The following is a 13288-nucleotide window of genomic DNA, read 5'->3' as shown; positions in this document are numbered from 1 at the left end:
TGCTGCAACTATTGCAGAAAAATTTCACCGACAAAAAAATTGCGCATAAATGCGCAAATTGTTTATACCATTTTAAAATTAGTCATGCCAAGCAGTCTTCGCTGTTGGCATGACTAATTTTTTTCTTGATTTATTTTTGACTTGTTTTTTGTTTATTTAGCCAAATTTTCTGACAGCATCCAGCGCCAGGCCGGCACCGATACTGCCAAACAGATCGCCTTCGACACGACGCGCATTCGGCAGCAAGGAAGCAATTTTTTCGCGCAACAGTTGCACGCCGCTGGAACCACCGGTAAACACCACCGTATCGATCTCATCCGCATCGATGTCTGCGTCGCGCAACAAATCGGCAACTGTATTTTCAACATTCGTCACCATTCTGTAGATCGCTTCGTCAAATTCATCACGCTTCAAGGTCAGCGTATGCGTTGGCGACAAACGTTCCAGCACCAGTTGCGTTTCCAGCTCTGCTGACAGGGCAATCTTGCCTTCTTCTGCCTTCAACGCCAGCCAATGGCCGGAGCGGTTTTCAATCAGGTTCAACAAACTGTCGAGCTTGTCTTTTTCGCGCGCATCGCGATAGATATCCTTGATCTGCAACCAGGTCTTTTGCGTGTACGCCAGATTGATCGTGTGCCAGGTTGCCAGATTGAAGTAGTAGCTGGACGGCACTTCATTATTATTATTCAAGCGACTGCCTAGTCCGAGCAAAGGCATGATGCTGTTCAGACTCAAATACTTGTCGAAATCGGTACCGCCGATATGCACACCAGCGGTTGCAAGAATATCGTCGCGTCGATCCACCTTTTTTGCACGTTCCGGTGACAAGCGCACGATAGAAAAATCGGAAGTACCACCACCGATATCGGCGATCAGTACCAGCTCTTCCTTCTCGATTTGCGACTCATAGTCGAAAGCTGCGGCAATCGGCTCATATTGAAAATCAATGTCTTTGAAGCCCACCGATTGGGCAATTTCGTACAGAGTATCTTCGGCCAGGATGTCCGCTTCTTCATCGCCGTCGACAAAATGGACAGGTCTGCCCATGACGACGCTGGTGAATTCGCGACCCGCCGCTGTTTCAGCCCTATGCTTCAACTCGCCTATGAATTGCGTCAACAAGGTCCGGAACGGCAAAGCCTTGCCCATTACCTCGGTCTGATCGTCGATCAGGCTGGTGCCGAGCAAACTCTTCAACGAGCGCATCAGGCGACCTTCATAACCTTGCAGATAATTGGCCAGCGCGGCGCGTCCGTAGTACACCTGCTCTTCATCTGCATTGAAAAAAACCACGGATGGCAATGTTGTTTTGCCATCTTCCAGCTGCAACAGTGCTGAAGTGCCGGGTCGGCTCCAGCCGACTGTCGAATTCGACGTCCCAAAATCGACGCCGCACGCGTTTGCCATGAAAAACCTCTGTAAATGAAACGGGCCACGATGATAAGTCATAGACCGCAGGGTGTGTTTATTTTCTCCGCTGCAGAAGCATTTTCTCCGGCAGCTTGCGCAAAAGTCTGACAGCTTACAGTAGTGCTACCCCCCATCAGCATTGCCCATTAAATGAAGATGAGGAATACAATTAAACACAGCTCCAACAACGCGAAGAGCTGATTCGCCACATACACACTCAATCGTCATCGACAGGAGGCACTATGGTTAACGTCGGATTGCAGGTTCGCCTGGAAGCAAAGCCAGGCAAGGAAAAAGAGCTGGAAGAGTTTTTGCATGCGCAACTGTCTTACGCTTTGGGCGAGCCCGGCACTACCGCATGGTTTGCCATCAAGCTGGATGCAAAAACTTTTGGCATCTTCGATGCATTCCCGGATGAAAATGCGAGTCAGGCACATCTCCAGGGAGAAATCGCCAAAGCATTGGGAACAACTGCCGCAAGCCTGCTGGCACATCCGCCCGCCATCGAAAAATTTGCCGTCCTCGCCGCCAAATTACCCGGCAGCGGCGAAGTGCCAGACTCTCTCGGCTAAGTGTGTAGCTTGGTACGTGTTCCGAAATGTGACTTCGGAGCACGTATCAAAAACTTCGAAAAAACATCGTAAAATACAGTCCTTACGGAGGATCTATGAATAGCAGCTGGGGCAGTGAAGATGATATGGAAATCGATGACGAATTGATGCTCGACGTCGAGTATTTAGTGCCATCGAGACAACGCAATAGCGGCGACATCGGCACGCTGGATTTCTATGACAGGCAAGATCGCATGGCGCGCGAAATCATCGATAAACCGCGCTGATCCGTATAGCTCGCGTAATAAACACAAGCAAAAACAATAAAGACCAGCAACCTTGCTAGCCTTTAGTTAGTTAAGCAGGTCGCATTACTCCCCCGCCTGAAACCTGCGTCGCCGTCACCCTGCAAAGATTAGACTTGGCTCACTCAGCACAAGCTACGCCAGAAAATAAGCGCTCAGCGGAAAAATGCCTTCCTTGTCATTCAACTCACATTCCGTTGCACCAATTAAGTGCTCGCGCTTGCTGTTTGCCGTGGCATCTTTATTGCTACATGGGAAGTAATTATCCCTGTCACGCAAATGCATAGGCAGATTGTCATGGTCCCAGAAATTGCCTATCCATTTAAAACAGTCCGTGACTCAAATTTCCAAATCTGAATATGCTGCTTTCAATGCCCTCCCATCCTTCTGACCCGACATTACAAGCCCGCTTGCTCGGCACGCTGCTGGCCAATCTGGAAGGCATGGTTTATCGCTGCCGGCTGGACGCGCACTGGACGATGGAATTTGTCAGTGAAGGATGTTTGGCACTTACCGGCCATCCGGAAGAAGATATTTTATTCAACAGCCGTGTTTCATACGATGACATCACGCATCCGGATGATAGGGATCTCGTACGGAATGCCGTTCTCGCGGCCGTAAAAAACAATCGCCGCTTTGATATCGAATACCGGATCGTGCGTGCCGATGGCGAAGTGCGTTGGGTATGGGAACGCGGCACCAATATTTCGCATGACAACAAGCAGTGGGACGTACTCGAAGGTTTTATCCAGGACATTACCGAACGTCGGCAAGCTGACGAAGCCTTGCGCGAAGCCGAACGTCGCTATCGCAGCATTTTTGAAAACGCGATCGAGGGCATCTATCAATCCACGCCAGGCAACGGCTATCTTGCCGTCAATCCTGCTCTGGCACGCATGTATGGCTACAACTCACCGCACGATTTAATCTCGACCTTGAAAGACATCGAGCATCAAGTCTATGTCGAACCCAAGCGTCGCATTGAATTCATGCAGTTGATGCTGAAGAATGGCGTGGTCACCAATTTTGAGTCACGCATCTACAAACGTGACGGGGAAATAATCTGGATCTCTGAAAACGCGCGCGCCGTATTCAACAGTACGGGCGACCTGGTATTTTATGAAGGTACGGTAGAAGCCATCACTGAACGCAAATTGCATGAAGCGGAAATCCAGTTTCAGGCTACGCATGACGCATTGACCGGCTTGCCGAATCGAACACTGCTTTACGATCGCATGCAACAAGCGGTTTTGCACTCCGAGCGTTACAGTAATATCACGGCAATCGCCTTCCTCGATCTCGATCAATTCAAATTCATCAATGACAGTCTCGGTCATCAAGTGGGCGACGAGCTGCTGAAAATTACTGCGCAACGTCTTACGTCCTGTCTACGTGAAAGCGATACCGTTGCGCGCCAAGGTGGCGATGAATTTGTACTATTGCTGACCAGCCAACCCGACGAAGAATCGATTACACAAACCATGCAACGAGTACTGCATGAAGTTTCTCAACCGTGGATGGCGAACGATCTGGAATTCCGCATTACCTGCAGCATAGGCGTCACCTTGTGTCCAGATGATGGCCGCGACGTGGAAACTCTGCTGAAGAATGCAGATTCTGCAATGTACAAGGCAAAAGAGCTGGGACGCAATAACTTCCAGTATTTTGCTGCGGAAATGAACGACACCGTGACAGATCGCCTGGCGCTATTGAATCGTCTGCGCCAAGCCATTCCAAACAATGAATTCGTGTTGCACTACCAACCGAAGGTAGATCTCGGCAGCGGAAAAATCATAGGATCGGAAGCCCTGATACGCTGGAACAGTCCTGAAGGTACCGTTTCCCCTGCCAACTTCATTCCACTCGCAGAAGAAACCGGACTGATTATCCAGATTGGTGAGTGGGTATTGCGCACCGCATGTAGACAAAATCGCACCTGGCAACTTGCTGGTCACCCGCCTATTCCCGTCTCGGTCAATTTGTCGCCACGCCAACTCGCACGCGGGGACATCGTTGAACTGGTGGAGCGCATACTCGCAGAAACCGGAATGGAAGCGAAATATCTGGAGTTGGAAATTACCGAAAGCGTGATGGCCACCGATGTCGAAAAATCCTTTTCCTTGCTGACACGCTTGCGTGCACTAGGTGTAAAAATTTCTCTGGATGATTTCGGTACCGGCTATTCAAGTTTGAGTTACCTGAAGCGTTTCCCGGTCGATACCTTGAAAATCGATCAATCTTTCGTGCGCGATATCGCCACCAATCCGGATAGTGCCGCGATCATCAAGGCGATCATTTCACTCGGGCACAACTTGAATCTGACCGTGCTGGCCGAAGGTATAGAGACTGAAGAACACTTTCAGTTTCTTCTGAAAAACGGCTGCAATGAGGGACAGGGATATTTGATGAGCAAGCCGGTTTCCAATCATGCATTCATCAAACTGCTGCATGAAGGAATCCGGCAATACTCTTGATGCAGCAACTGATAAGCCTATGACAGTTATCAGTTGTTTTAATTAAAACGTCAGACGTTGCACGCCGTCAGCAGTACCCAGCAAGCCGATATCAGCAGCACGGCGTGCGAACAGACCAACCGTCACAACACCAACGATATCGTTGATTTGCGCTTCCAGCTCTACCGGGTTTTGAATCCGCAAGCCCAGCACATCGATAATGTAGCAACAGTTGTCAGTCACCACAGGCTTGCCATCCTTCACACGCAGACGCGGCTCACCGCCGAGCGCAGCCAGCTTGCGTGCCACCACGGCTTGCGCCATCGGAATCACTTCCACCGGCAACGGGAAATTACCCAGCAAATCCACCAATTTTGAACCGTCGGCAATACACACAAACTGCTTGGCAACCGAGGCCACAATTTTTTCACGCGTCAATGCCGCACCGCCGCCCTTGATCATCGCGCCTGTCGCTGTAATCTCATCTGCGCCGTCGATATACACCGACATGCTATCGATATCATTCAAATCGAACACTGTAATGCCATGCGATTGCAAACGTTGTGCGGTCGCTTCTGACGAAGCCACGGCACCTTTGATCCTATCCTTGATCTTGCCCAGTTCATCGATGAAGAAATTGGCAGTAGAGCCGGTACCGACCCCAATAATTTCACCCGGAACAACATATTCGATTGCGGCACGGGCAACAGCTTGTTTCATTTCATCTTGGGTCATGGCGTATGCGGGAAATTGATGGTTGATATTAGGCCTAAGGCGCTATTTTACCGGATGAGGTGCTTGCATTATGTAATGCGGGAATATATCGGTGCTTTCAGGGATGTTTCCCTGTCTTGTCAGCGTCTGGTGATAATTGAAACTGTTTTTCTTCGATGAGGCTCAGTTGCCGGGGGTGGCCCGGCAGCCACCTTCTTTCTTTGCTTCGCCAAAGAAAGAAAGCAAAGAAAGGCGACGCAGAAGCCGTTGCCCGCTGCGCGGGTACCCAAGTCAAACGACCATCAGTCGGGAGCACAAACAAACTTGCCTTCGGCTCAAACAGGTTTGCGCTCTTTATCCGCCTGACGACCGCTTGCCTTGGCAAAGTCACATGCGATTAACGTCAACGGCAACTTCTACAACGTCGCTTATTTAAGTGACGACTACGGTTGCTCTTGAATTGGTTTGGGAAGTTGCGGTTGAACTGCCGTTGAAGTTCAACCGCTGTGACGCTGCCGTTTGTGCGGAGCAGAAAATGGATAAAGAAGTGAACGCTGTCTGAGCGCAGCGAGTTTCGTTCGCTTCCCATTTTTTGATGTGCACAAACGGGAACCCGAAGGGCAGCGGCTGTGCGGTCGCCTTCTTTTGCTTACTTTTCTTGGCGAAGCAAGAAAAGTGAGTAGCCGCCGGGCTACCCCCGGCAACTTACCACGGAGAAAACAATTAATTAATAAATGCTATTTAAGCGCCGAAGCCGCCTTAGCCAAGGCGGTAACCCGCGCCCAATCTCCAGCTACCAACGCATCCTTAGGCGTCAACCAAGACCCACCGACGCAAGCAACGTTTTTACAAGCGAGGAACTGTGCCGCAGTCTCTTGCGAAATTCCACCCGTCGGACAAAACAGCATATCCGGCAACGGCCCGGCAATCGCGTTCAACATGCCCACACCGCCGGCAGGCACAGCAGGGAAAAGCTTCACCTGACGGAAACCAGCCTCGCGTGCACTCATCACTTCAGATGGTGTCATCACGCCAGGCAACAAAGGCAAACCGCTGGAGCGAGAACCCTCGATCAAATCTTTCGTCAATCCCGGCGACACACCAAAGATCGCACCGGCATCGCGTGCCGCAGCAAAATCTTCATGTCGCGTCAAGGTGCCAACACCGAGTATCGCTTCCGGTACTTGCTCGGCTATCGCGCGAATCGCAGCCAGACCATGCTGGGTACGCAAGGTGACTTCCAGTACGCGGATACCGCCCGCGACCAATGCACGTGCCAATGGCACTGCATGTGCAAGATCATCAATCGCAATCACCGGAATCACCGGCGAGCTCCGCATAATTTCAAGCAGGTTCATGGGCTGATTCATCTTTTTGATTTAAATGGATTGTTGAACGTGGGTGTCTTCATCGCTGAAAGGTTCCGCATCGCCTTTCGGCAGATTGATCTCGGTATCGGTCGGCACAATCAAACGCGGCAAGGCAAAGGTCGTCGCGCCATCTTCTGCCACACTGACCGATGAACGGAACATTGCAAACAGCTCACGCCCCATCCTCACTACGTTCGAAGAGCGGTCGGCAGATGCGTGCGGACGCTGCTGCCATTCCGCTTCATCGACCAAAGCCTGCAAGGTCCCGGCCTCCGCATCCAAGCGGATAATATCGCCGTCGCGTATGCGCCCCAATGGGCCGCCAGCCAGCACTTCCGGCGAAACATGAATCGCCGCCGGTACCTTGCCTGACGCACCGGACATGCGTCCATCTGTCACCAGTGCGACATGAAAACCGGCATCCTGCAAACTGCCTAGCGCGGGGGTCAGTGCATGTAATTCCGGCATGCCATTCGCCTTCGGCCCCTGGAAACGCACCACGGCAACGAAATCCTGATTCAGTTTGCCATCCTGATACGCATGCATGAAATCTTCTTGCGACGTAAAGACTATCGCTGGTGCTTCAACCACATGGTATTGCGGTTTGACTGCAGAAATCTTGATCACGGCGCGACCTAGATTGCCGGTCAACAGTCGCAAGCCGCCATCCGGCGCAAACGGTCTGTCGGCCGGGCGCAATACGTTTTCATCAGCACTAACTTCCGGAGTTGGCTTCCAGACGACTTTCTCACCATCAAGAAAAGGCTCGGTGCAATGTGCGCGCAATCCCTTGCCAAGTATGGTCGTCACATCGTCGTGCAACAAACCTGCATCCAGCAATTCGCGAATCACGAAACCGGTACCGCCAGCCGCGTGGAAATGATTCACGTCGGCTTCGCCGTTAGGATAAATACGCGTGAGTAATGGGATTACCGCCGACAATTTGTCGAAATCATTCCAGTCGACCACGATGCCCGCTGCTTTTGCAATCGCAATTAAATGGATAGTGTGATTGGTCGAACCACCGGTCGTCAGCAAGGCGATGATCGCATTGACGATAGTTTTTTCATCAACCAAACGGCCAATAGGAGTAAAGGTTTTTCCCTGCGCGCTGATCTCTACTGCGCGTTGCGCCGCGCGTACCGTCAAGGCATCGCGCAAAGGCGTATTCGGCGTGACAAAGGCTGAGCCCGGCAAATGCAGGCCCATCACTTCCATCAGCATTTGATTGCTGTTGGCAGTGCCGTAAAAAGTACAGGTGCCGGCATCGTGATACGACTTGGACTCGGCTTCCAGCAAGGCTTCGCGATCTATCTTGCCCTGCGCATACAACTGACGGATTCTGGATTTTTCAGAATTGGACATGCCCGTCGTCATCGGACCGCTAGGAATAAACACTGCAGGCAGATGGCCGAAATGCAAGGCACCTATCAGCAAACCGGGCACGATCTTGTCGCAAATACCGAGATAAACCGCAGCGTCAAACATATTGTGCGACAACGCAATCGCCGTCGACATGGCGATCGTATCGCGTGAAAACAGCGATAACTCCATGCCAGGCTGCCCTTGCGTAATCCCATCGCACATCGCCGGCACACCACCGCCGAATTGCGCCACGCCACCGACTTGGCGCACCGCATCCTTGATGATTGCAGGGAAACGTTCATAGGGCTGATGCGCCGACAACATATCGTTGTAAGCCGAGATGATGGCGACGGATGGATTCTTTTGCTGCTTCAACACCAGCTTGTCGTTGGCGGGAAACGCTGCAAAGCCGTGCGCAAGATTGGTACAGGACAAGGTGCTGCGCTGCACGCCTTGTTGTATGGAATCCGACAGTTGATTCAGGTAAGCAGCGCGATAAGGGCGACTGCGCTCTATGATCCGCTCGGTGACAGCAGACACGACGGGATTGAGCGGCATATGGAATCCTTGAAAACAGTTTTGAAATTTTACTACAATAAAACGTGCCAAGCTATCATCTTTTTTGGTTTTCCTACGAAAGCATACGACACGCAATCGCGCAGGAAATTCACTTCTTCGCCATTATCCTGCAAACTTGCCAAATCATCCTAGCGGATTGAACTTTCACCCATTAAGCGTATCCGTAACAGGCTAGCTACAGATAAGCGGCAACGCGCATTTGATTTGACGCGTTGTTTACACGAAATATATTTGTAGTGAAATTACCATAATTTGCTGTATAGTTAAATCCAACTTCTATCGCATATATTGCCCATGCGCACGTCCAATCCAACATCTACGCTCATTGCTACTGCTGCGTTTCAAGCGCTACAACAGCATCACGTTGAAACAAAAAACCGGCAGGTCCGCGATCTTTTTACGCAAGACCCTGCCCGCTTCACCAAATTATCCGTTGAAGCCGCGGGCCTGTTTCTCGATTTTTCGAAAAATAGTGTCGACGACAAAACGATGCAACTGCTATGCGATCTCGCACGCGAGACGCAGGTAGAAACACAACGCGATGCGATGTTTGCCGGCAAGGAAATCAATCGCACAGAACATCGCGCTGTCTTGCACACCGCCTTGCGTCGACCGCGCAGCGACCAATTGCTGCTCGATGGCAAAGACATCATTCCGGATATTCATGCAGTCCTCGATAGGATGGGTGTATTTTCCGAGCGCGTACGTTCAGGCGAATGGCGCGGATACGATGGCCGCGAAATTACCGACATCGTGAATATCGGCATAGGTGGTTCCTACCTCGGTCCGAAAATGACTTGTCAGGCGTTGCGTTCATTCGGCCATTCACGCCTCGTCATGCATTTCGTCTCGAATGTTGACGGTCACGATCTCGATGCCTTGTTATCCCGCATCGATCCGGCGACCACTCTTTTCATCGTCGCATCCAAAACTTTTGGCACATCGGAAACGATGACAAATGCACGTTCGGCTCGCGCATGGCTTCTACGAAGCGCGACCGAAGCAGACCTGCACAAGCATTTTGTTGCAGTATCCACGCAACTCGATCTGGTGACCGAATTCGGGATCGCCGCAGAAAACATGTTCCCGTTCTGGGATTGGGTAGGCGGTCGTTATTCAATATGGTCAGCCATCGGTTTGGCGCTGATCATCTCGATAGGCATAGACAATTTCAAGGAGTTTCTTGCTGGTGCGCATGCGATGGATCAACACTTCCAGCAAACGCCGCTAGAGAAAAATCTGCCCGTGATTCTGGCCCTGATTGGCATCTGGAATCGTAATTTTGTCGAAAGCAATTCCATTTCGATAGCGCCCTACCATCAGGATCTACGTCTGTTTCCCGGTTACCTGCAACAACTGGAAATGGAAAGTAACGGCAAGCGCGTCAAGGTCGACGGTTCAAAAGTCGATGTGGCGACCTGTCCAATTATCTGGGGCGATGTCGGTACTAATGGTCAGCACGCCTACTTCCAGTTACTGCATCAAGGCACCGACGTCATGGCAGTTGATTTCATCGCTGCGTTGAAACCGTCACATCAACTTGAATCGCATCAAGTTCTGTTATTGGCAAACTGCTTTGCCCAATCGGAAGCCTTCATGCGTGGCAAGAATGCGGAAGAAGTCCGCGCAGATATGCAGAAGCAAGGTTTGCCGAACGACGAAATTGAAAAGCTGCTGCCGCACCGTACCTTTCCCGGCAATCGTCCAAGCAATACTATTTTGATGGATGCGTTAACCCCGAACACACTTGGTGCGTTAATTGCGTTGTATGAACACAAGGTGTTTGTACAGGGCGTAATCTGGGGCATCAACAGTTTCGATCAATGGGGTGTGGAACTGGGCAAAATACTCGCCAAGAACATTGCCGCCGAACTGACGGAACAAGCCAAACCGGCGCAGCACGACAGCTCGACCAATGGCTTGATTGCACGCGCCAAGGCTGCACTGTAATCAAGCGGTCAAATAAAACATTTACTGTGGATGTTTTGAAAAATATAAATTCACACATCTCAACTTAGTACACAAACTTAATAAAAATAATCATGGCTCTTACCGATTTTGATCTCGTACTGTTTGGCGGCGGCGGCGATTTGTCCATGCGCAAACTGATTCCTGCAATGTATGCACGCGACCGTGCCGGCGACTTGCCACCCACCGCGCAGATCATTTGCATAGGTCGTCAAAGCTGGAGCGATGCCGAATTCGTCGATGCCCTGAATGAAAATTCACGACCGCATATCAATGAAAAAGTATTCGCACAGGCATCCTGGGACAAATTTTGCGCACGCGTGCGTTACGTGTCGCTGGATGCAACCGATGCCACGACGTATCAGCCGCTGAACGATGTATTGCGTACCGATGCAACATTGACCCGCGTGTTTTATCTGGCGACCCCACCTACACTGTTCGCAAAGATTTGCCACAACTTGTCCAAACGTGGATTGGCGACAGACAATTCTCGCGTCGTTCTGGAAAAACCATTGGGCCGCGATCTGGCCAGCGCCAAGCAAATCAATCTGGAAGTCGGTCAAGTATTCAAGGAATCGCAGATCTTCCGTATCGATCATTACCTCGGTAAGGAAGCTGTGCAAAACCTGCTGGCTCTGCGCTTCGGCAATGTCTTGTTCGAACCGTTGTGGCGGCGTGAATGGATTTCCGACGTGCAGATCACGATTGCGGAAGAAATCGGCGTCGGCAATCGCATGGGTTACTACGAAACTTCAGGTGCCTTGCGCGACATGATGCAAAACCATTTGCTGCAGTTGCTGTGTATCGTCGCGATGGAACCGCCGCTGTCCGTCACCCCTGACGCAGTGCGCGATGAAAAACTGAAAGTCTTGCGCTCGCTAAAGCCATTCACACCTACCGCCTTGGCCAAAAACATCGTGCGCGGCCAATATCGCGCCGGCCATGTAGAAGGCAAGGCAGTCCCGGCCTATCGCCAGGAAAAAAATGCCAACCCGGAATCGAATACCGAAACCTTCGTCGCCGTCAAAGCCGAGATCGATACCTGGCGCTGGGCTGGCGTGCCTTTCTATCTGCGCACCGGCAAACGTATGGCCGATCAATTGGCCGAAATCGTGGTGCGCTTCAAAGCCATCCCGCATTCTATCTTCGCGCAATCGACCAGCAGCTTCCAACCGAACTGCCTGGTGATACGCCTGCAACCGGACGACGGCTTGCAATTGAACCTGATGGCAAAAACACCAGGCGATGGCATGCGCCTGAAACCAGTCGAACTCGAACTCGATTTCGCCGAAACCTTCAAGACTCCGCGCATGGATGCCTACGAGCGCTTGCTGCTCGACGTCTTGCGCGGTCAGCTGACGTTGTTTATGCGTAGCGATGAACTGGAAGCCGCATGGGAATGGGTGGAGCCAGTGTTGCGTCATTGGGAACAGGAAGGCAACGAGCCTTTGCCTTACGCCTCAGGTACATGGGGTCCAGCAGCAGCCAGCGCACTGATAGGCCGCGACGGCTTGCAATGGCGCGAAGAAGCGTTGCCGGAATAGACGGACGAATAAGGGAAAAGCTGCATGCTGCTTGATTCGATACGCACACAGTACGACTCGCTTTCCAAATCGGAAAAAAAAGTCGCGCTTGCCGTATTGGAACAGCCGGAATTAGCCATCGCAGAAAACATCACCGCGCTGGCTAAAAAAGCCGAAGTGTCAGAACCAACCGTCGTGCGTTTTTGCCGTGCAATCGGCTTCGATGGCTGGCATGCATTCAAGATGAAGCTGGCGCAAGGCTTGGCTCTGTCACCCGGTGCCGACGAATCGCCGGCTCCGGAAGATCTGGCTGCAGATCTGGTCAACAAGATTTGCGGCCGTTCTATCAACACCCTGCTCGACCTGCGCAACAGCCTCGATGCCAATGCGATAGAACAGGCTTTGCAAGTATTGTCGCGTGCCAGCCGCATCGAATTTTATGGTCAAGGCACATCCGGCATCATCGCCGCCGATGCACAACACAAATTCTTTCGCTCCGGCGTGCCCACCGTCGCCTATGCCGATCCGCACATACACAGCATTGCCGCATCCTTATTGAAAAAAGGTGATGCAGTCGTCGCTATCTCGCAGCGCGGCAACAGCATCGCTTTGCTGCGCAGCGTACAACTGGCACGTTCCTGTGGCGCCGATGTCGTCATACTGGCACCAAGCGGTACACCGCTGGCAGAACTGGCGACTGTATTGATACCTATCGATCTGCACTTCCATACCGATCCATACACCCCGATCTCGGCACGTCTCGCGCATCTGGTTGTCATCGATATTCTGGCGGTCGGCCTGGCATTGCGCCTCAGTCCGGAACGTCGCAAAAAAATGATCACAGCCCAGAAAGCGCTGGAAAAAATCGAGATGCAATTCGATTCATTCCTGCGCTAAATCTGTACGCCTGTGGTTATTGCTTTCACTGGTACCTTTATTGCGATTTTTATTGATCCCGTCACGGATCAATCATCTTGTTTTGTATCAAACTATTAAAGAATCTTTGTTCCTGCAGAGTCGCCCGCACTTTGCGTACAATAGATTATCGAA

The 13288-nt window shown here is 51.5% G+C and carries 10 protein-coding genes; 6 read left to right on the top strand and 4 right to left on the bottom strand.

What is annotated here, in order from left to right; translation table 11 throughout:
• Positions 1–156: 156 nt before the first annotated feature.
• The gene (locus tag Hfont_RS09075) at positions 157–1407 is read right to left on the bottom strand and encodes an Hsp70 family protein (RefSeq protein WP_112992432.1); all 1251 of its coding nucleotides are present in this window, start codon (positions 1405–1407) and stop codon (positions 157–159) included.
• Between the two features lie 245 nt (positions 1408–1652).
• Between Hfont_RS09075 and Hfont_RS09070 the strand changes: the two genes are divergently transcribed.
• The 3 genes from Hfont_RS09070 to Hfont_RS09065 all read left to right on the top strand — a co-directional run bounded on the left by Hfont_RS09070 (position 1653) and on the right by Hfont_RS09065 (position 4740).
• Complete coding sequence (locus tag Hfont_RS09070) at positions 1653–1982, top strand: putative quinol monooxygenase (RefSeq protein WP_112992061.1); 330 nt, start codon at positions 1653–1655, stop codon at positions 1980–1982.
• Positions 1983–2077: 95 nt separating this feature from the next.
• Positions 2078–2248, top strand: coding sequence for a hypothetical protein (locus tag Hfont_RS15085; RefSeq protein WP_162845894.1), 171 nt, complete (start codon positions 2078–2080; stop codon positions 2246–2248).
• A 389-nt stretch (positions 2249–2637) separates the two neighbouring features.
• Entirely contained in the window at positions 2638–4740 is a 2103-nt protein-coding gene (locus Hfont_RS09065) for a putative bifunctional diguanylate cyclase/phosphodiesterase (protein ID WP_241523061.1), read from the top strand.
• Between the two features lie 42 nt (positions 4741–4782).
• On the opposite strand, the gene rpiA is transcribed toward Hfont_RS09065, so the two are convergent.
• The 3 genes from rpiA to edd all read right to left on the bottom strand — a co-directional run bounded on the left by rpiA (position 4783) and on the right by edd (position 8726).
• Positions 4783–5454, bottom strand: coding sequence for a ribose-5-phosphate isomerase RpiA (rpiA, locus tag Hfont_RS09060; RefSeq protein WP_112992059.1), 672 nt, complete (start codon positions 5452–5454; stop codon positions 4783–4785).
• A gap of 716 nt (positions 5455–6170) precedes the next feature.
• A complete protein-coding gene (gene eda / locus Hfont_RS09050; protein WP_112992431.1) occupies positions 6171–6791 on the bottom strand; it encodes a bifunctional 4-hydroxy-2-oxoglutarate aldolase/2-dehydro-3-deoxy-phosphogluconate aldolase in 621 nt (206 codons plus the stop codon).
• 21 nt (positions 6792–6812) lie between these two features.
• Positions 6813–8726 (bottom strand): phosphogluconate dehydratase, encoded by a 1914-nt coding sequence (edd, locus tag Hfont_RS09045; RefSeq protein ID WP_112992057.1) that lies wholly within the window; start codon positions 8724–8726, stop codon positions 6813–6815.
• Positions 8727–9041: 315 nt separating this feature from the next.
• Between edd and pgi the strand changes: the two genes are divergently transcribed.
• From pgi to Hfont_RS09030, 3 genes are all read left to right on the top strand, one after another.
• Positions 9042–10697: a glucose-6-phosphate isomerase gene (pgi, locus tag Hfont_RS09040; RefSeq protein WP_112992056.1), complete on the top strand. Its 1656-nt coding sequence runs from the start codon at positions 9042–9044 to the stop codon at positions 10695–10697.
• 92 nt (positions 10698–10789) lie between these two features.
• The gene (zwf, locus tag Hfont_RS09035) at positions 10790–12259 is read left to right on the top strand and encodes a glucose-6-phosphate dehydrogenase (RefSeq protein ID WP_112992055.1); all 1470 of its coding nucleotides are present in this window, start codon (positions 10790–10792) and stop codon (positions 12257–12259) included.
• A gap of 24 nt (positions 12260–12283) precedes the next feature.
• On the top strand, positions 12284–13135 hold the full coding sequence (locus Hfont_RS09030; RefSeq protein WP_112992054.1) for a MurR/RpiR family transcriptional regulator: 852 nt from the start codon (positions 12284–12286) through the stop codon (positions 13133–13135).
• Positions 13136–13288 lie beyond the last annotated feature (153 nt).

Source organism: Herminiimonas fonticola, assembly GCF_003293745.1.
GTDB classification, from domain to species: Bacteria; Pseudomonadota; Gammaproteobacteria; order Burkholderiales; family Burkholderiaceae_D; genus Oxalicibacterium; species Oxalicibacterium fonticola.
Note: the sequence above shows the minus strand (reverse complement) of the source record. Positions and strands in the feature narration are given on the sequence as shown.